The organism is Bifidobacterium actinocoloniiforme DSM 22766 (genome assembly GCF_001263395.1).
GTDB lineage: Bacteria > Actinomycetota > Actinomycetes > Actinomycetales > Bifidobacteriaceae > Bombiscardovia > Bombiscardovia actinocoloniiformis.
Window position 1 is genome coordinate 1,258,294 of sequence record NZ_CP011786.1, and the last position, 19,042, is coordinate 1,277,335.

Here is a 19,042-nt window from a genome sequence, read left to right on the forward strand (position 1 = left end):
GCTAGGCTGGGAGGTATGGAACTCCACGTATTACAGCACCCGCTGATTGAGCACAAACTCACCGTTTTGCGGGACAAGAACACACCTTCCAACACCTTCCGCGAGCTGACCAGCGAGTTGGTCATGCTTGAGGCCTATGAAGCCACGCGCAACCTGGAAATCGAGGACGCGGCGATTGAAACCCCCGTGGCTCCGATGGTCGGCAAGAAGCTTGCCGCCCCCCGGCCTATGGTCGTGCCGGTCCTGCGCGCCGGACTGGGGATGCTCGATGGCATGACCCGCCTCCTGCCAACGGCGGAGGTCGGCTTCCTGGGCATGAAGCGAGACGAATCCACGCTCGACATCATCACCTACGCCAACCGCCTGCCCGAGGACCTCTCCGGCCGCCAGTGCTTCCTGCTCGACCCGATGCTGGCCACCGGCGGCACCTTGATCGCCGCGACCAACTACCTGGCCGAGCGCGGCGCCAAGGACGTCACCTCAATCAACATCCTGGCCGCCCCTGAGGGCCTTGAGCACCTGAAAGCCGAGATGGACCCGAAGATCAACCTGAAGGTCGTGGTGTGCGCGGTGGACGAAAAGCTCAACGAGCACGCCTACATCGTGCCCGGCCTAGGCGACGCCGGCGACCGCCTCTACGGCGTCATCAACTGAACTCAGTAAGACCAACCCGCCCCCGCGCGGGGCTTGAGCGGGCCCGGACTCCCAGCGGAGACCAGGCCCGTTTGTCGTTTCCCCGCCTATGCCTTGGAACCGTGCCACCCCAGGCCTTGATTGCGGCCCGAAAACGCCCTGAGCGCACAGGACCGCGCCTCAACCGACCGAGACAACCTGAGGCCGGGGCTTGCGCTTGGGCACAAGGTGGCTGAAGCGGACCACCGAGAGTAGAATCGCGCAGAAAATCAGCGCGAAGCCCACCATAGACGTGGAAGTGATTCGCTCGCCCATGAAGAGGGCCGAGAAGGCCACCGAGAAGAGCGATTCAGTGCACAGGATAATCGAAGCCGATGAAGCGGAGACATGCGCCAGGCCCACGTTCTGCATCACCTGCGCAGCGAATGTCGCGCCGAAGAGCAGGTAGACGAAGCTCAGCACCACCGGCGTCTGGAACCAGGAAGCCGAGGGGAGCGGCTCGGTGAACAGGGCGCCGACCAGGAAGCAAACCCCAGCCACAGCGAACTGCATGAAGGTCATCGACAAGGGTGAGAACACGCGGGTGAAGTGGCCCATCAGCGCCAGGTTAACCGCGTAGAAGGCCGCGCAGCCCAGGGTCATCAAATCGCCGGAGGACAGCGAAAGGGAGGCCGAACCTGGTTTCAGCGCCACGAAGCCCACGCCGACCAGGCAAATCACCGCCGCGACCAGGTTCACCAGCCGGGGCCGACGACGGAACATGGCCCAAATGGCGAATGGCGTCAGCACGCAGTAAGAGGCTGTCAGGAATGCGGAGCGGCCGGGCTCGATCATGCGCAAACCCTCGGTCTGCAAAAGCATGTTCACGTAATAGGTACCGCCAACCGCGAGCGCAGGCAGGATAATCGCGCGCGTCAGGCGGGGGGTGATCCGCTTGTGGAAGAGGAGCATCATCAGCAGACAGGCGCCAGTCATCCTCAGCCCCATCAGCCACTGGGGCGATATGGCGCGAATGGCGACTTTGGCCATCAGGTAGGAGCCGCCCCACAAGGCCGCGCAGCACATGAGCAGCACCCGCGCCAAGTTAGGCGGGAAAGACAGGAGCACGTACCGGTACAGCTTGCGAAAACCAGCTTTCAGCAGGCGGTAGCGTCCGCCCATCCCGGTCCCATCCCCTTGGAGCGCGCGCATACCGCTCTTGACAATCCGTACGCCTGATTGAAAACTCATCTACGCCCAACCTGTTCGCTGCAATCGGTTGACTCGTGGCACCCCTCGCGGAGTAGCTTCACTATAGGCAAAACCAAGTAACAACATGCCGCCTCCCTTGGTAAAGATTACGTACAGTTTCACCGTGGCCAAAGATCGATAAAATAGCTGGCCTCGAACAGGGAGAAAGGGGAGGCTAAGGCAGGTTGAAGCCGCTGCAATCTGGGGCGTTTAACGCGGACCGGCAAGGGGCAGCGGGCGCGCAGGAACGTAGGACTCGAAGATGAAACGATCGAAATTGGCGCGGGATTGGCTCTGAGCTTCCGCGGAGCGTAGCGTCCATGCTACTGACTCGCCCCCTAGGGCGCGGAAGAGGCGCAGGGGCGGGGCAGCGCCGCCGTGCCACTCGTAGGCGGCGAAATCAGGACGGCCCAGCCAGTCCAGCAACAGGTTTCCAGCCAGCGCACGGGCCAAATCAGCGGATGACCGCACTTTGCCGTGGTAGGGGACGGCCAACTGCCCACGGCAGACGGTGGGACGGTGGCGGCGGTACCATGCCAGCGCCAACGGGTTGAAGGATTCAATCAGGTACGGACCCGGGTAAGCGGACAGGAGGGCATCCGTCCGCTCCATCAGCTCCCAGTCCAGCGCGCTGCCCATCTTGTACTCCACCAAAATCGGCACACGGCCATCCACGAGGGCCAGCACGTCGGACAGCAAGGGCACATGAATGGGTTCAGACCGTCCCGCATGCCTGGCGTGGTAGCGGTGCCCCGTCGCGCGCATGGGGGACGACCCGACGGAAGCGTTGGAAGCAACGGGAGCAGGCCCCAACGTCACCTCCCGAAGCTGCGCATATGTCAGATCAGCGACCTTCCGCTGGTCGCCGGCCACCCTGCGCAAATCGTCGTCGTGGACCACCACCACCTGCTTGTCCTTGGTCAGGCGCACATCCAGCTCTATCCCGTAGCCGGCCTGGCAGGCAGCCGCGAAGGCGGGCAGCGAGTTCTCCGGCGCTAGGGGCGCTTGCGCCGCCGGGCCACCGCCGGCTTCAGGGTCAACGCCCAGGCCAGCTGCTGTCCCATCAGCGCTCCGGGCATGAGCCGCGTCAGGGTTCAATCCAACCAGGGCCAATTCCTGAGTGACCGCCTCGGACTGCGAGGTCCTCCGCGCCCCCGCCCCGCGCGGACTGCGGTCAGCGAGCCCCCTGGGCACCGCCTTATGCCCGCTGACGCGCCTCGCCCCATCCCCACCAACAATCCTGCGGGCCAGAGCCACGTACTCACGCTCACCAGCGTCGTCCTTGGACGGGTCAGCCTCCAACCCGGACCCAGCATCGTGCAGCCCCCGGTGGGCGTAGCAAGCTTGAGGCAGCCCAAGGGCCCCTTGCAGCCGGCGCGCGGCCTCGGGCCGGGGGGCCAAAGCCCACACCCCGACCGCGCCCACAGCCAAGCCGACCCCTGCTAATGCTTTCCCCGCCGAGACGATCCGTGCAACACTCCCCATTGCGCACCTCCGTTCCCATCCTAGCGAACGGCGACGGCAGCCCAGCCGGCAACCTGGCAGGCCGCTTGGCCCGGTCCGGAATTCAGCTGGATTTGTGGCGGGTCTGGCGGCGCTTGGAGGCGCGGTTCTTAATCAAAATGTCGAATACGATCCAGACGGAGAGGATGAAGGCCACCACGTAGCCCAGGAGCCCCACCAGCGGGATGCCGAAGACGAACGGTTTGATTCGAGCGAAATAGACGATGGACGAACCCACGTACAGCCCCACCACAATCAGCGCCATAGCCAGGCGGTTGACCATATCGGACAGCTGCCGCAGGGGCTCTTCAGAGCCGACGATCTGCATATTGAGCCGCATCTGGCCTCGCGTGAGCATCCGGGAGGCGGTGCGCGACTCAGACAGCGCCCCCAGCAGCCCATGCAGGGCCGCGTTCGACTCCAACCCCAACTGCTTACCGCCCTGTTTCAGACGGTCCTCCACGCTCACCGAGGAGGTGAGGTGCTGGGCGATGATCTCCACCATGTTCGCATTGGGCAGGAACTCATCCAAGAGACCTTCGAGCGTGACCAGGCAACGCGCCACGATCGTCACCGAACTGGGGACCTTGATGTTGTGCCGCTGAGCCAACTGCATGAGCGAGTTGATGTATTCGGCTATGTCCAGGTCGGCCAGATCCACCTTGCCGAACTCCTCCACGATCGCGTCCAGGTCGCTCAGCAGGGTGGAGTAGTCGTCGGGCCTGGTCTCGGCGGTGCCGGTAAAGCGCAGGAGTCCTTCGGCCAGCGCGGGCGAATCCTCCTTGCCCACCGCGAAAATCATGTCTTTCAGGACCGAACGGGTCTTGACGTCCAGGCGGCCGACCATGCCCAGGTCGATCAGCACGATCTTGCCCTCGCGGATGATGATGTTGCCCGGGTGCGGGTCGGCGTGGAAGAAGCCAGCGTCCAGGATTTGCGTGGCGTAGTTGTCGACCAGCTTGGTGCCGATTTCGCCCAAGTCGTACCCGGCGGCCACCAGCTGGGCTGGGTGGGCCACGGAGATGCCGTCCACATACTCCATCACCACCACGTGCTCGGTGCAGTAGCGCGGGTAGGGCTTAGGGCAGTCGATATAGGCGTATGGCTTGCAGAATTCGCGGAACTGGACCAGATTGCGCGCTTCGTCGACGAAGTTCGTTTCGGTTTGGAAGGTCTGCCACAGCTCCTCGACCATGCCCTTGATGTCCACCACCTGGGACCGCCTGGGAGCCAGCCGCCCCGCCCACTTCACGAAGGAGCGCATGATGTCGATGTCTTGCACCATCGTCTCGCGCACGCCGGGCCGCTGCACCTTGACCGCCACATCCTCGCCGGTCACCAGCCGCGCCCGATGCACCTGGGCCAGGGAGGCCGAACCCAGCGGCGTGGCGTCGATCGAGGCGAAAATGCGGTCGAGCGGCTCGTCGTATTCCTGCGCCAGCGTATCCATCACGGTGGCGTAGGGGATGGGGTCGGCATCGGCGCGCAACTTGGAGAGCTCCCGGCAGAAAGCCTCGGGCAGGATTTCGGAGCGCATGGAGAGGATTTGCCCCATTTTGACGAATGTGGGCCCCAGCGCCTCGAACATGAGCCTCATGGTCACCGGCGTCAGCCCGTGAATCACGTCGAAGCGGGCGGCGATGCGCCCAATCTGCCGCAAGCGCTTGAGCCGGGAACGGTGGTTGGGCTTGATGCCGTCCACCCCTTCTTCCCCCCTGCCAGCGTTCAGACCGAAGAGCCCGATTGTGGGCACCGACTGGCCTCGGTCCAGCCCCTGGCCGGACCTTTTAGGGCCGGGGAAGCCTGCGTCCTCGCCGCTTTGAGACATGGCTTGACCCCTTCCTACGCGTAGCCGCCGCCTACGTTCACTACCTACTACCTGCCACTGGTTCGCGGCCTGGGCTCGCCTGGCGGGTTCCGTCTGGCTCCCGGCCGTTTCAAGCAGCGCTCATTCGCGCGGCCCGCCCTTCCTGGCCGCGCGAACCGCCGCGCCCCAGCCGACGCTCTTGTCAGTACTCGGTTATCAGCACCCGGTCTTGATGTTGTAGACCGCGCCGGGCGTCGGCGTGGGCATCGAACCCCCGGACTGAGTCTCCGCCTGGGCCTTGGCGTCAGCCGCGGCCCGCTCGTCCTTGGCTTCCTGGCGGTTGGCCGCTGCCTTGCGCTTGAGCTCGGTGTTGAGTTCCTTGCCCTGGTTCACGGTCAGCTCGCCTTTTTCGACCAGCTGGTCCACGATTTCCTGGCTCTTTTCCACGCCGGTCGCCAGCGCGCCGATGCCCGCCAGCATCACCTTGCGCAGCCCATCCCCTAAATTCAATTCGCTCATCACAGACCTCCTCGATTACCGCCGCGCGCCTTAGACCCGCAGCCCGTTCCTCCAGTCTAGCCGCTCCCAACCCCCTCACCCGTTTCAGCCCTCCCCATCCTCACCACCAGCCCATACCCTTGATTTCGTGAAAATTTGCCGGATTCAAACCCCTGATTTCGTGAACGTATGGGCTGCATGGAGTGGAATCCAGCGGGAAACGGATTCCACCCGCCCGTCGGTGAAAATGAATAGGGACTCGACAAAAGCGGACAAAGACCCGGGCCAGGTCCAAGGCACGAGGGTATGTAACAGGTCCGCCGCAAGGGGACATTACCGTTTTGAACCACGGCCCGCCGGTCGAGGACGAGCAGATTCAACCGTCGCGGCACCTGCGGATGGTCGGCCCAATCGCCAGATCCAACAACGGCTTTCCCGCCACCCGCGCGTTGGCGGCGGCGCGCTCGACCCCCCCGGACGACCCTGTACGATTACCGGTTTGACGCAGACCGAACGGGTGAGGCCTTAGGCCCCGAGGTCGGCAGACCAGCCGCATGGGCGGGCTCTCCCCCGCTTTACGCAAGCCCTGGACGCGCCCCTACTCTCCTGCCTGCCCTGAACCGACCACCAGTCGAACGCAGGCAAATGGCCGCTTGAAGCACGCGGGCAATGCGCGCGTAAGAGCCTCATGAATGACAGATTCACATGGTTCTATCGGTAATGAACGGACATGTTCGCTGGCATGGAGACGCGGCGTTCAAGGGCTCTCGCGCCGCCGCGCGCCGGCGAGCACAAGCAAATCTTCCAACAGCCGCCCGGAGCCAGCTCATCGACCCGCGCGCTCAGCGCGGACGGGCGGAGGCCGCCTGGCGAGCCTGGGCGGCGGCCTCGTCCAGGCGGGCGAGCTCGGCGGAACCGGGGGCGGCGGCAGGGTCGAAGGAACCTTGACCGTAACGGGCCTCCACGGCGGTGCGGATAAGGAAATCGGAGATGGCGGGGTTTTTGGGCAGGAGGGAGCCGTGCAGGTAGGTGCCGATGACGTTGTGCACGCGAGCGCCCTCGGTGCGGTCCTCGCCGTTGTTGCCGCAACCATCCGCGTCCACCCGCCCCAGGGGCTCGACGCCTGGGTCGAGGAAGGTCTGCCCGGAGTGGTTTTCGTAGCCGATCGCGTCGCCGAATGAGTCCGTATGCTCCACCAGGTTGCCGATCATGCGCACCGGGCGGCCCAGGCTGTAGGCGCCGATGATGCCGATGCCGTCCAGCCGCTCGCCGTCGATGGTCTCGAAATAATGCCCGAAGAGCTGGTAGAGCCCGCAGACCATCAGCATGGGCACGCCCGCTTCCGCCGCCGCCCTCAGTGTGTCAGCCCGCTCGAACAGGTCGTCGATAATCCGCCCCTGACCGTGGTCCTGGCCGCCTCCGCCCAGGATCATGTCCACCTGGTCGGGCCAGGCGTCGCCCTGGTTGATACGGTGGATGCGCGGCTGGTAGCCGTAGAGCGCCAATCGCCGGCTGACCGTGAGCACATTGCCTGAGTCGCCGTAAATGTTCATATCCTGCGGGTACAAGGAGACCAGGTCGATGGCGCGCTCAGGCGCTTCCTGACCAGCCTGCGCCGCTTCGGACCTGTCAGCAGCCTCGTTCACCATCTCGACGCCCTTCCTATTCGCAGCCGCCCCGCTGGCTTCCCGCCCGCTGGTCCGGTCTTCCTCCGTAGTCGTTTCCGTCATTCGTCACCCTCACCAACCGCCGGCCGCCGGCTCGTGTTCCCGGCGGTTCCAACCTGAGCTTGCCGCCTTATGCCCCCACGCCAGCGTCCGCCACCTGCGTCATCCTGCCCAGCTCGGCCCGCAGGCGCAGCATGGCCGTGTAGGTGCAGTAGACGCGCTTGGGGGTGCCCGCGTGGGCGCCCGCGAACCGATGCAGGGCCTCCTCCAAGTCAGGCTCGACCGCGCCCACCCGCACCTGGTCATAATCCAGGCGCAGGGCCATGTCCCAGGCGCGCGTGCCGGACACCATGGCCACGCCGCCGGGGCGCAGGGAGGCGAAGTCCACATCCCACAGCCAGCTCATGTCCCTCCCGTCCGCGTATTCGTCGCGGATGGCGATCATCGTGTCGCTTCCAGCGGGATTGAAGGAGGACAAGGCCAAGCGGAATCCCATTGGGTTCTTGACCAGCACCAGCTCGATCGGAGCGCCCTGGTACTCAATCACCTCGCCCCGCCCAAAAGCCGGGGTCACCTGCGCCAAAGCCCGCATGAGCCGCTGGTCCGAAGGCATGGGTTGGCCACCCGTCGCCTGCCGGTCGGACAGCACCGCCCGCACCAGGGCCAGCGCGGCCGCCGCATTGTAGAGATTGTAGACGCCCTCCAGTTTGACCTGGGTGGACAGCGCCTGACCGTCCACCTGGAAGGACGCCGTATGGTCACCCACCGCCGTGAGCACGACATCGGCCGCCAGAGCGTGCTCGGGCCGGGCGGCCAGACGCGCCGCCAGAGCTTGCGTCGAATCCGTACCCGCCCCGGAGCCCGCCAGATCCGCATCGTGCATTTCGTCGTCCGAGGGGAAGTAGGAAAGGAGGGAATCAGCCAAGCCAAAGTAGCGCACTGAGGCGGTGGCGGCGGTCAAACCAGCAAGCCCAGCCACTCGTGGATCCTCCCGGTTGAGCACCACGGTGCCGCTCGTGGCCTTGGCGACGGAGCCGAGCAGGCGGGCGGTGTTGTCTATCTCGCCGAAGCGGTCCAGCTGGTCGCGCATCACGTTGAGCAGCAGCGCGTAACGCGGTCGAACCTGTTGCACGAAATGCACCGCGTAGGCCTCGTCAAGCTCGAGCACCGCTATATCGGCGTCCAGCCCCCCACCGCCCGCGCCGGATCCCAGCTCGGTGACCAGGGCCGAAACCACGCCCCGGGTGAAATTGGAGCCGGTAGGATTCGTAAAGACCTTGAGCCCCAGCTCCTCCAGCATGGAGGCCACCATACGGGTGGTGGTCGTCTTGCCGTTGGTGCCTGAGACCAGCACCACGCCCATCGGCAGCTGGGCCAGGGTGCGGGCCAAGAACGTGGGGTCCAGGCGTTCCACCACCTTACCCGGCAGGGCCGAGCCGCCGTGGTGGGTCAGCCGGGACAGGGCGCGCGCCGCCTTGCCCGCTGGTAAGGCCAGGAAGCCATACCAGGGCCGCCGCCGGGGCTTTGGGGCCGCCGCCTGCTTGGGGTGCCCGCCTCGCGTCGTTTCGCCGGATGCCATGCTCACACGCCTCCCTGCTGGTCTTGCGGCATGTCCTTGAACTTGGATTTCTCGCCAATGAAAGCCAGGGTGAAGGTGTCCGTGGGGCCGTTGCGGTGCTTGGCCAGGATGATGTCCGCCTCGCCGGGCCGGTCTTCCTTGTCATAGAAGTCCGGGCGGTTGACCAGAAAGACCACGTCGGCGTCCTGCTCGATCGAGCCGGACTCTCGCAGGTCGGAGAGCATGGGGCGCTTATCGTTACGCGCCTCGGGCCCACGGTTCAGCTGGCTCAACGCCACGACCGGCACCTCCAACTCCTTGGCCAGGAGCTTCAGGGCGCGGGAGAACTCGGAGACCTCCTGCTGGCGAGATTCGACCTGCCGGCCCGAGGTCATGAGCTGCAGGTAGTCGATGACCACCAGGCGTAGTTCGTTGGTCTGCTTGAGCCGACGGCACTTGGCGCGGATCTCCATCAGGCTCAAGTTGGGCGAATCATCGATGAAGAGCGGGGCGTCCTGGAGCTGACCCCAGAAGTTGTTCAGCACCTTCCACCGCTCCGGGGTGATGTCGTCGGCCCGGCGCAGCGCCACCAGCGGTATGTCGGTCTCGGCGGAGATGATGCGCTGGGCCAGCTCGGTCTTGCTCATCTCCAGGGAGAAGATCACGGTGGTCATCTTGTTGTGGAGCGCGGCGGCGCGGGCGAAATCCACGCCCAGGGTGGACTTTCCCATAGCCGGGCGGCCCGCCACCACGACCATCTGCCCCGGCTGCAGGCCCTGGGTCACGTCGTCAATGGACTTGAACCCTGTAGGCACGCCCTTCTGCAGGTCCCCGGACTGCATCTTGTCCAACTGCTCCAGGGTGGATTGGACCACCGGCCCAATCGCCTCATAATCTTGGCGGACCTTGCCCACACTCATCTCGTAGACCTCGGCCTGGGCCAGATTCACGATCTCCTCGGCCTGGGAGCCCTCGGCGGAGTAGCCCATCTGGGCGATCTTGGTGCCAGCGGCGATCACATTGCGCAGGACGGCCCGCTGGTGGACGATGTCCGCGTAATAGGTGGCGTTGGCGGCCGTGGGCACCGAGGCCACCAGGGAGTGCAGGTAGTCCGTGCCGCCCACTTTCTCCAGGTCGCCGTGTTTGAGCAGCTGGTTGGCGACCAGGACCGCGTCCACCGGCTGGGAGGCCGCGAAGAGGGTGATGATGGCGTCGTAGATGGTCTGGTGCTTGGGCTGATAGAAGTCGGTCACGTCGATCATCTGCGAGACCTCGCCGATCGCGTCCTTGCTCATCAACATGCCGCCCAGCACGGCCATCTCCGCATCGTCGTCATGCGGGGGCACGCGGTCGAAGAGCATGTCCCGCGAGCCCTGGCCGCCGCGACCGTCCTCCCGCTCTGGGTGCGAGAAGTCCCTGTAATCATCTGAAGCCATACGCCCGATTCTAAAGGCTGGTCGGTATCTGCAGCCCAGCCTCCGACCGTTTCCGCCCAAGGCGTTTACAGGGCCGCTTCCGGGTCGCGCGGGCACTTTCTTCACATCTTCACGTTTGACGGTCACCCATTCACGATGGAACGAGGTCGCCCCCGTATGTGGACGAGGAAAAAAGTTATCCACAATATAGGCGTGTCTGCGGGGAGAACCGACTGACTTATCCACACGGTGGGTACAACTATGTGCAAAACCTGGGGACAGACATAGGCGCAACTTGGACGGGTTGCGTCAGCGGGCGCTCTATGGTATCGAGCGTCCTCCCTTCACAAGTGTGCACAAAGACGACGCCAGACTCCGCTTTTCGACGACCATCACCAGCGGCGATGCCTCCCCTATATAGAATCAACTGAGCGGCGCGCGGCGCCGAGGGCACGACAGGGGCGCGGCTGCGCCCGGACAGAGGAGAGCGGGATGCAGGAGCAGGCGGGCGAGGGACAGAATCAGGCAGCGAGCGCGGGCACAGCCGGACCGGGCGCCGTCACCGAGGCCGGTACCGGGACCGGAGCGGACAAGCGCTCGGTCTACCGGCAAATCGCCGCCCTGGCCGTGCCCACCTTCGGCCAGCTAATCGCCGAACCAGCATTCGTGATGATCGACACCGCGATTGTCGGCCACATATCCGACGCCGCCCTGGCCGGCTTGTCAATCGGCTCCACCGTCGTGCTGACCACTGTGGGCCTGTGCGTCTTCCTGGCCTACGGCACGACCTCCCAGGTGGCCCGGCTCATGGGCGCTGGCAAGCGCAAGGAGGGCATGGAGGTCGGCGTCGATGGCATGTGGCTGGCTTTCGCGATCGGCATCCTGGTCTGCGCGGCCCTGGTAGCCGCGAGCGAACCTTTGTGCTGGCTGATGGGGGCGCGCGGGCCCGTGCTAGCCGCGGCCCGGGTCTATCTGAACGCGACGATCTTCGGCCTGCCCGCCATGCTCCTGGTCTACGCGGCGAACGGCATCTTCCGCGGTCTGCAAAAGGTCAGAATCACGCTATTCGCGGCGGTCTCCGGCGCCGTGCTCAACACCGTCCTGGAAGTCCTGCTCGTCTTCGGCCTGCGCTGGGGAATCGCCGGATCGGGCGCCGCCACGCTCATCGCCGAATGGTACATGGGACTGTTCTTAACCATACCGGCGCTGGTCTGGGCCAAGCGGGAGGGCGCCTCCTGGAAGCCCCGCCTGGCCGGCATCCTCAGCTCGGCGGGCGACGGCCTGCCGCTCTTCCTGCGCACACTGGCCCTGCGCGTGTGCTTGGCCGGCACGGTAGTGGCGGCGGCGCACCTGGGCGAACAGGTGCTGGCAGCATACCAGGGAGTGAATTCGGCTTGGAATTTCGGACTGAACATGCTGGACGCGGTGGGCATCGCCGGGCAGTCGCTGGTGGCCACTGAGCTGGGCGCCCGCCACAAGCCCCGGGCCCGCATGATGACCGGCCTGTCCGCCAAGGCCGGCATGGTGATGGGCGTGCTGGTCGGCCTGGTCATGATCGCGCTAGGTCTGTTCGCCGCTCCACTGTTCAGCCCCACGCCCGCCGTGCGCTCCCTGATTACCGTGGGCATGGCGGTGGAGGGGGTCTTCATGCCGATCGCCGGCTGGATGTGGGCCCTGGATGGCATCCTGATCGGTGCGGGCGACTACCGCTACCTGGCGGCCACCTGCTCGTCCACCGCCCTCATCTATGTGGCGGCGCTGACCCCGCTGACCCTGTGGGCCCAAACCTGGGCCAGCCAGACCTGGCGAATCGTCATGCTCTGGTCCGCCATCAACTTCCTCTTCATCGGCGCCCGCGCCATCTTCAACGGCTTGCGCGCCCGGGGCGACGCCTGGATGGACCGAGCCTTGGCTTCCGTCTGACCCTGCCTGGCCTGGGGTTTGTGGACCGCTCCGGGCGTCAAAAAAGCCCTGCGCCCCTTCTCGCTGTTGCGCAAGGGACGCAGGGCTGGGCGGCAACGCTTATTCGCCGCCCAAAATCCCATCCACGAAGGATTCGGGGTCGAAGGATGACAGGTCATCCGGCCCCTCGCCCAGTCCCACCAGCTTGACCGGCACGCCAAGCTCCCGCTGGACGGACACGACGATGCCGCCCCTTGCCGAGCCATCGAGCTTGGTGAGCACAATGCCGGTGACGCCGATAGCTTCCGCGAAGACCTTGGCCTGCACCATGCCGTTCTGCCCGGTCGTCGCGTCCAGGACCAGGAGCACCTCGTCCACCGACAGGTTCTTCTCCACCACCCGCCGGATCTTGCCCAGCTCATCCATCAGGTTGGCCTTGTTCTGCAAGCGCCCGGCGGTGTCGACAATCAGCAGGTCGGCGCCGGACTCCTTAGCTTGCTGAGCGGCCTCGAAAGCCACAGAAGCCGGGTCCGCACCCTCCCGCTCGGCGCGCACGACCTGTACGCCCACCTTCGACGCCCAGGTCTGTAGCTGGGCGGCGGCCGCCGCACGGAAGGTGTCCGCCGCTCCCATGACCACGGACTTGCCCTCGGCCACGAACAGGCGGGCCAGTTTGCCAGCGGTCGTGGTCTTACCGGTGCCGTTGACCCCTACCATGATGATGACCGACGGTTTGGCCGCACCCGGCCGGGAAGCCGCCAGGGAGCGGTCTTGGCCGGTGTCGACCAGGGCCAAGAGCTTCTCCCGCAACATGGCGCGGACCGCTTGAGGGTCTTTTTCACCCCGCACGCGCGCGTCAGCCCTGAGCTCGTCCACCAGCTGCTCGGAAGCCTCGGCGCCCACGTCCGCCCGCAGAAGGGTGTCCTCGACATCCTCCCAGTCGGACTCGCTCAGGTGGTCCTTGGTCAGGATCGAGAAGAGGGCCTTGCCGAAGGGGTTCGGGGACTTGGCTAGCTTCGCCTTGAGCCGGGTCATGCTAGATGACGAGGACTCCGGCTTCTCCGCGGCCTTGGATGCCACCGACCCGGCTTGCACGGGCTCCGCCTGCCGTTCATCGGACCCGGAAGAGCCAAGCTGCGCGGCTTGCCCTCCTTCTTCCGCCTCCCTCTGGGCCGGTTGGGACTTTGCCTGCGCCTGGGATTGCCCGGAAGGACGCGAATCGTTGCCGCGCCTGCGCATACCGATGAAGATGCCCGCTGCTATCAGGACGACAACGACGCAGATCAGGGCGATGATGGCGTAAGTGTTCATACCTTCAAGAGTAAAGTCGCTAACGGACACCCCCGCGCAGCGCTCTACGGCCGCAAGGGCCAGAAGACGAGCGGGTCACTCCCCCTGGCGGGACAGCGTATCCAACGTCGCGGCCTTGGGTTCAGTCGCCTGACCGCCAACCGTTTCCTTGCCGGGCGCTTCGGATGACCGAGCCACTTCATCCTCGTCGCTCCCGTCCTGTCCGCCCTGTCCGTCAGCTGCTTGCGCGCCCGAGCCCGGAATCAGGAGGGAACGCATCTGAACGACGGAGGAGTCGTTGACATAGACCGGGTGCTCCATCGTGTCCTCATCGTCGATGTAGGGTTGGGCTCGCCGGAGCGGCTGCCGGGGCTCTTGAGGGGTGAAGGACGGGGCCGTCCCGGCGATTCGCGGCAGGAGCTTCGGGGTGGCCTCCTTCGATTGCCCAGCGCGATCCCGCCGGGCAGCCCGCCGTCGGGTCCGTTCATTCACCGCCTCGGAGAAGGCGCGGTCGTGGGACTCACCCCTGGCCAAGCGCAGGACGAAGACCACCAGCGCCACAACCACGGCTATCCACACAAGCAGAATGACCCAGACCATATATCTATTGTCGCAGGGAGCGCCCATTCGCGTAAGCCCCACCCGCAAACATCCCAAGCTCATTCACAAGCGCGGGCAGGCAGGGCCCCTCAGTGCCCAAGCTGCACATAGTAGCGCTCATACGCCGCCCCATCCGAGTCCACCCGGGTGTCCTCCAAGACCCCTCCGCAGGACAGGATGGTCCTCCGGCTGGCTTCGTTCGAACCGTCGCAGGTGAGCAAGACCCGGCTCATCCCCTGCTGGCGGGCCTGGCTCAAGCACCGCCGCAACAGGAGTCCGGCATAACCGCGCCGACGGAAATCAGGATGCACCGAGTAGCCTATGTGCCCACCACGGTCGAGCAGGGCATCGTTCAGCGCCAACCGCAGTTGGGCCATGCCCACCACTTGGTCGCCTGGACCGAGCGCGCAGAACTCAACGGAGGGCACCCAACCTTCAGGCAGGCCCTCGCCCGCAGCCTCGGCGAGCGCCTGACCCGCCCAACCCCGTTCGGCCTCATCGGCGTTGGCGAAGCCCTCCAGGCAGCCCAGGCCCGCAGTGTGGCCACCATCCGCCGCCTTACAGGCGCGCATGTGCTCCCAAGCCGAGCGCGCATAACGCCGTGAGTCAGCCCCGACCTGCTCGATCCTGACCTCGCCCATCGCGCCCCCACCGATTTCGCCCATGCCAATCCCCTTCACGAAAGTGCTTGCATTTTAGCAACCCCGGCCACCTCCGGCAACCGCCATCCCCAAAACGCGACTTGCCTTGTGTCAGGCTGGTTGTAGAATGATATGAAGTTGCCCCTCTGGCTCAATGGTTAGAGCAGCGTCCTTTTAAGTCGTGGGTTCTGGGTTCGAATCCCAGGGGGGGCACAGGCTGAACAAGGCACCTCGGTCCGGAACCAATCGAGGTGCCTTCAGTATTCTTGTGCGCCATCTGCTTCATCAGAACGCCATCGGCAACTGCTCCGCCCCGGACATCAGGGCCATCCCTCTGTCGAGGTATTCATAGATTTTATCCTCATAATGTCACACACATATCTTAACCAGATGAGAACGATACAAACTGTTCTCGTATTCTTTACTATTCTTTTAGTTGTGTTTTCGTTGTATTTTTCTACGATGTGTATGTGCGCATTGCCCATTTGAGGGAAGGGCGGGAACCCAGCACACTGTGGTACGTATAACAAAAGGACAGGATTTGTAGTCAATATCTAGTTTCATCCATCCCGGCCGCTCATTGACGGCAACCGCCCTACTGGTCGGTTTATGTCCGACCGGTGGTAGTGCCGCCTCCGCCGCTACGGGCGAATCTCCGCCATCCATTTCGACTATTCAGACGCAAACGGCAGGCCAGCAATGGGCCATCGATCTCGACCACGGGCCAGATGCCGGCGGCGCTACCGTTACCCTCACCCCACCTGAAACCGGTCGAATCACACAGATCAGCGCTGGCAGAAACTACCCCCGTGGCGATCGATTCGAACGGCAACCTCTACACCTGGGGAAACAACTACTACGACGAGCTGGGACGCGACACCGACAGCGTCTCCCCGAATGGGAGGTCGGGGCGGGTGGCCTTCCCCGATCAGGTCAGGCTCGCCGGCGTGAGGTTCGACGGAATTGCGGGCGTGGACCTGACCGCCAAGACGGACGGCACCTGGAGCGTGTCCACCCCCGCGCATGCGGCCGGCGCGGTCACCGTCACCGTCACCGTCACCTGGACCCTGAACGGGATGGCCCAGCCTGACGAGCACCTGACTTACACGTATGAGGCCCCGGTGGCCACCCGTACCGTCACCTTCGACCCGGACAGCGGTTCGGCCCTCTCGGCCCAACGGGTCACGGACGAGCAGAAGGCCGTCAGACCTGCCGACCCGACCGGGGACAGTCACCGGTTTAACGGCTGGTTCAACGGAACGGGCCCCTACGGCTTCGACCAGCCCGTCACCGGCGACCTGACCTCACCGCCCACTGGACCCGCAATGCCGACGAGAAACCAACCACCCCCACACAGAAACCGACCAACCCCACACAAAAGCCAATCGACCATACACAGCAGCCGACCGGCCCGACCGGTAACCCGAATCCGTCCGGTGTCCTGTCCAGCACGGGCAGCGACACCGCCCCCATCCTGGCCGCGGGAATCCTGACTCTGGCGAGCATTCGCACAGGACGAAGGATCGCACACGGCTCCTCCGCCAAGTAGAAGAACGGTAACCGGCCCTCCTCCATACAGACAGACATCGGTTATACGCCCAGCCCCATAAAACCCGACACCGCTCAGCGGTCCCGGGTCCCCTCCCCGACGGAGAGCCGACGCAGAATCATCAATGTCACAGAAGCGGGCAGAGACACAACATCCCGCATCCAGCAGGACATAATTGCCACCGTTTCCTTGTGAATCATGGGTTATGGGCTCGAGCCCCACGAGAGGCCACCAGACCGTGTAGGAAACCTTGAGCTTGATACCGACATGAACGCTACGCTTGATTGCCGTCTCCGACGTAGAGGTTCACGCATCGATATAGAGCCTATCGGAGGTGCGTACCGATGACATCAGGCGGTACCCTGCCCTTCGCAGGGGCCGCCGCGACGGCTTCGCACTGTGGCCCCACCAGCACAGATCGATACATTTCCAGATTCCCCGCGCATATCAGCTTCGGTACCATCGTGGGCTACTCAAGAATCGCAAGAATCCTGTCCCGACTCCTCAAGACCAATGCCGACCATCGTCTCTTCCCTATGGCAACTGACCTTGGCAAGCCGAAGTCACGTTTAGGTGTGGTCTTCGCCAATGGCGGTGACAGGCGATTGGAACCCCCGATCAGCCGTCATGGTGCGCATTCCCATGAAGAGCCTGAAAAAGCTGTGGTCGAACGTATGGATGGTCGCGCCTCTCACCGTTCTGATAGCTGCAATCTGTACCAGTACGCGTTTGGAGCATACCCGTAACTCTCCGATTGACCGACACGTGCACCTCATCGAAATTCTGGAGGCGTATCCTAGCCCGCTAATCCCACAGGATAAACCAGGACATGTCTCCAATACGGAATCGGCGAGGCTTTTCAGGAGATGGGCTTGGGTGCGGAATCGGTGTCAAGCTCGTCTCCATTATTGTTGATGGCAGCTGTTTCGCCCTTACCTGTCCCCCCGTGTTGGTCGGCGTCCTTTACGGCGAATTCAGTATGGGTATGCTCCGCAGACGCAGCTGCATCGGCGGTGAATCCACACCTCGCCCATCGACGTTCTCCTTGAACAGGCCAGATATGTCGACCAGGGTTGTGCAGCCCGGATTATTCGACCGCGAGTAGGCGGCGCTTACCGTACCCTTCAGTTTGCTGTTGTCCCCCCGGGTATCCTTGATAAGCACCTGTCGGTGTTCCGTATGCGGTCCGGTCATTATGGACAGGCTCTTCATACCCTATTGAGTCCCCGATGCCCCCCCCCCGAGAAAACCGGCACCGAAAAAATTCACAGCCAGAATGCCCTCCCTTCGGACAAACCGTCCTCGAAACCTGCGAGGCTGATACATCGCCCACAGGGTCAGCTACCTTCACCAATCTACGATCAGGAAGGCACCGGGGTTCCGGCATTAGCGATTGACGCAATCGATTTGTCGCAGGTCTGCAAGCGCATCAGATGCCTTTGGCCTGTATTGTCAAACACCCGTGAGTGCAGTTCCTCACGCCACATGCCAGGCACCATCGCTTATGGTGGGGTGGCTTGATGCTCCTCGTTCCACATGTTTGGTACCTCACTGAAGCGGTGCAGCGGAAATCGGCATTCACGCATATCCGTGGTTGGATCCAATTGCCCACAAGAGGGGCAGGAACCGGAATACTAGAGCTGGCGGTTTTTGCTACGGTAATCATCGGGGGTCGCACCCAGATATTTGTTGAACAGCCGAAAGAGCGATGTCACATTGCGGTAGCCGATCGCCTCGCTGATTTCCTGGTTCGAACAGTCGGTGCCGTTCATCATTTTCTGCGCCTCGATCAGTCTGCGGCGATCCAACAGCTCCTGGAAACCTTCCCCCGTGGCCTTTTTCAGTTTGTTGCTCAGGTAGTTGGGGTTGTAACCGAACCGGTCGGCGACGGATACCAGACTCACCGTGGCATAGTGCCGGTTGATATATGAGATAATCGGAGCCACCTGCTCGGCCTGGATGTTGCCGAAATCGATGACACTCTTGGAAATCAATGCTTTCAATTCAATGACCAGTGCGGAAAGCACCAGCTCCATGGCCCGGTTCCGGCCAACGGTCGGCCGGCCAGCCAACCCTTGCTCGATGAGCACCTCAATCAGGTTGGTGGGCACGGCGTGCCCTTGCAGGTCGAAGACGATGAGGTTGTCATGCAGGGTCGAGGCGTTGCCCACGTTGGCGATGAGCTGGGAGATGACATTGAGGGACTCTGGAGCCATGGTGAACATGGAGGCGATGTCCGCATTCTCCTGAACGAGGATGTTCACCAGGATATCGTCTTCATCGGTATAGGAGATTCTATGGGGCACTGCCTTGTCGAGCATGACCAGACTGCCCTGATGCAGCTCGACCAGCTCGTTGTTGATGTATTGCGTGCACCGCCCGGAATACATGTAGTTCATCTCGATGAAGCTGTGGGTATGCTCGGGCACGTATGAAAAACGGTTGTTCTTGGTTACGGCGATGCTGCCATCCTTGAAAAAGATCCACTCCGGCATCTGCGGCACGGCATCGTTGGAGAAATCCAGGTTCATGTAATTAAAATTGCTGACCGTGCTGAGCTGCTGGCGTTCAACATCATTGTGCTCATGCAGGATGCAATCAAGTCGCTGTGAAAACATGACACCCTCCCGGAATCAGGCATACGGGGACAGCCGGTTGAATCAATATCCTGTCATTCGTCTAAGCCGACCATACCACGATGGCAAGAACCTGTGGATTTGCAATTAAAGAGCGATTGGCTGCCTCTTGT

14 protein-coding genes and 1 tRNA gene are annotated in these 19,042 nt (G+C 63.6%); 4 read left to right on the plus strand and 11 right to left on the minus strand.

Annotated features, from left to right (window positions below):
• Positions 1-15: 15 nt before the first annotated feature.
• Positions 16-654 carry a uracil phosphoribosyltransferase gene (upp, locus tag AB656_RS05220; protein WP_033503995.1) on the plus strand — a complete coding sequence of 213 codons (639 nt, stop codon included), beginning with the start codon at positions 16-18 and terminating at the stop codon, positions 652-654.
• Positions 655-813: 159 nt separating this feature from the next.
• Here upp and AB656_RS05225 read toward each other — a convergent pair whose 3' ends face one another.
• The 7 genes from AB656_RS05225 to dnaB form a co-directional block, all read right to left on the minus strand.
• A complete protein-coding gene (locus tag AB656_RS05225) occupies positions 814-1,698 on the minus strand; it encodes a DMT family transporter (RefSeq protein ID WP_414630303.1) in 885 nt (294 codons plus the stop codon).
• A 375-nt stretch (positions 1,699-2,073) separates the two neighbouring features.
• Entirely contained in the window at positions 2,074-3,348 is a 1,275-nt protein-coding gene (locus tag AB656_RS05230; protein ID WP_081924914.1) for a glycerophosphodiester phosphodiesterase family protein, read from the minus strand.
• A gap of 82 nt (positions 3,349-3,430) precedes the next feature.
• Positions 3,431-5,194: an ABC1 kinase family protein gene (locus tag AB656_RS05235; RefSeq protein ID WP_081924915.1), complete on the minus strand. Its 1,764-nt coding sequence runs from the start codon at positions 5,192-5,194 to the stop codon at positions 3,431-3,433.
• A gap of 195 nt (positions 5,195-5,389) precedes the next feature.
• Positions 5,390-5,692, minus strand: coding sequence for a phasin family protein (locus tag AB656_RS05240; protein WP_051905388.1), 303 nt, complete (start codon positions 5,690-5,692; stop codon positions 5,390-5,392).
• Positions 5,693-6,513: 821 nt separating this feature from the next.
• Positions 6,514-7,320, minus strand: a complete 807-nt coding sequence (locus AB656_RS05245) for a type 1 glutamine amidotransferase (RefSeq protein WP_051905389.1) — start codon at positions 7,318-7,320, stop codon at positions 6,514-6,516.
• 148 nt (positions 7,321-7,468) lie between these two features.
• Positions 7,469-8,917, minus strand: a complete 1,449-nt coding sequence (locus tag AB656_RS05250; RefSeq protein ID WP_033503994.1) for a Mur ligase family protein — start codon at positions 8,915-8,917, stop codon at positions 7,469-7,471.
• A 2-nt stretch (positions 8,918-8,919) separates the two neighbouring features.
• Positions 8,920-10,257 (minus strand): replicative DNA helicase, encoded by a 1,338-nt coding sequence (gene dnaB / locus AB656_RS05255; protein ID WP_033504038.1) that lies wholly within the window; start codon positions 10,255-10,257, stop codon positions 8,920-8,922.
• 546 nt (positions 10,258-10,803) lie between these two features.
• On the opposite strand from dnaB, the gene AB656_RS05260 reads away from it, so the two are divergent.
• Entirely contained in the window at positions 10,804-12,234 is a 1,431-nt protein-coding gene (locus AB656_RS05260) for an MATE family efflux transporter (RefSeq protein WP_051905391.1), read from the plus strand.
• A gap of 99 nt (positions 12,235-12,333) precedes the next feature.
• On the opposite strand, the gene ftsY is transcribed toward AB656_RS05260, so the two are convergent.
• The 3 genes from ftsY to AB656_RS05275 all read right to left on the minus strand — a co-directional run bounded on the left by ftsY (position 12,334) and on the right by AB656_RS05275 (position 14,768).
• Positions 12,334-13,524 carry a signal recognition particle-docking protein FtsY gene (gene ftsY, locus AB656_RS05265; RefSeq protein WP_033503993.1) on the minus strand — a complete coding sequence of 397 codons (1,191 nt, stop codon included), beginning with the start codon at positions 13,522-13,524 and terminating at the stop codon, positions 12,334-12,336.
• A 75-nt stretch (positions 13,525-13,599) separates the two neighbouring features.
• Complete coding sequence (locus tag AB656_RS05270; protein ID WP_033503992.1) at positions 13,600-14,103, minus strand: hypothetical protein; 504 nt, start codon at positions 14,101-14,103, stop codon at positions 13,600-13,602.
• Between the two features lie 89 nt (positions 14,104-14,192).
• On the minus strand, positions 14,193-14,768 hold the full coding sequence (locus AB656_RS05275; RefSeq protein ID WP_051905392.1) for a GNAT family N-acetyltransferase: 576 nt from the start codon (positions 14,766-14,768) through the stop codon (positions 14,193-14,195).
• Positions 14,769-14,884: 116 nt separating this feature from the next.
• Between AB656_RS05275 and AB656_RS05280 the strand changes: the two genes are divergently transcribed.
• Positions 14,885-14,957, plus strand: a tRNA-Lys gene (locus AB656_RS05280).
• 596 nt (positions 14,958-15,553) lie between these two features.
• Complete coding sequence (locus AB656_RS05285; protein ID WP_033503991.1) at positions 15,554-16,237, plus strand: InlB B-repeat-containing protein; 684 nt, start codon at positions 15,554-15,556, stop codon at positions 16,235-16,237.
• A gap of 1,690 nt (positions 16,238-17,927) precedes the next feature.
• Here AB656_RS05285 and AB656_RS05300 read toward each other — a convergent pair.
• Positions 17,928-18,911 (minus strand): AraC family transcriptional regulator, encoded by a 984-nt coding sequence (locus AB656_RS05300; RefSeq protein WP_033503989.1) that lies wholly within the window; start codon positions 18,909-18,911, stop codon positions 17,928-17,930.
• Positions 18,912-19,042: the final 131 nt, after the last annotated feature.

Coding starts and splice junctions, on each gene's coding strand:
- upp (WP_033503995.1), top strand. CDS start 16: ATGGAACTCCACGTATTACAGCACCCGCTGATTGAGCACAAACTCACC.
- AB656_RS05225 (WP_414630303.1), bottom strand. CDS start 1,698: ATGTGCTGCGCGGCCTTGTGGGGCGGCTCCTACCTGATGGCCAAAGTC.
- AB656_RS05230 (WP_081924914.1), bottom strand. CDS start 3,348: ATGGGGAGTGTTGCACGGATCGTCTCGGCGGGGAAAGCATTAGCAGGG.
- AB656_RS05235 (WP_081924915.1), bottom strand. CDS start 5,194: ATGTCTCAAAGCGGCGAGGACGCAGGCTTCCCCGGCCCTAAAAGGTCC.
- AB656_RS05240 (WP_051905388.1), bottom strand. CDS start 5,692: ATGAGCGAATTGAATTTAGGGGATGGGCTGCGCAAGGTGATGCTGGCG.
- AB656_RS05245 (WP_051905389.1), bottom strand. CDS start 7,320: ATGGTGAACGAGGCTGCTGACAGGTCCGAAGCGGCGCAGGCTGGTCAG.
- AB656_RS05250 (WP_033503994.1), bottom strand. CDS start 8,917: ATGGCATCCGGCGAAACGACGCGAGGCGGGCACCCCAAGCAGGCGGCG.
- dnaB (WP_033504038.1), bottom strand. CDS start 10,257: ATGCTCTTCGACCGCGTGCCCCCGCATGACGACGATGCGGAGATGGCC.
- AB656_RS05260 (WP_051905391.1), top strand. CDS start 10,804: ATGCAGGAGCAGGCGGGCGAGGGACAGAATCAGGCAGCGAGCGCGGGC.
- ftsY (WP_033503993.1), bottom strand. CDS start 13,524: ATGAACACTTACGCCATCATCGCCCTGATCTGCGTCGTTGTCGTCCTG.
- AB656_RS05270 (WP_033503992.1), bottom strand. CDS start 14,103: ATGGTCTGGGTCATTCTGCTTGTGTGGATAGCCGTGGTTGTGGCGCTG.
- AB656_RS05275 (WP_051905392.1), bottom strand. CDS start 14,768: ATGGGCGAAATCGGTGGGGGCGCGATGGGCGAGGTCAGGATCGAGCAG.
- AB656_RS05300 (WP_033503989.1), bottom strand. CDS start 18,911: ATGTTTTCACAGCGACTTGATTGCATCCTGCATGAGCACAATGATGTT.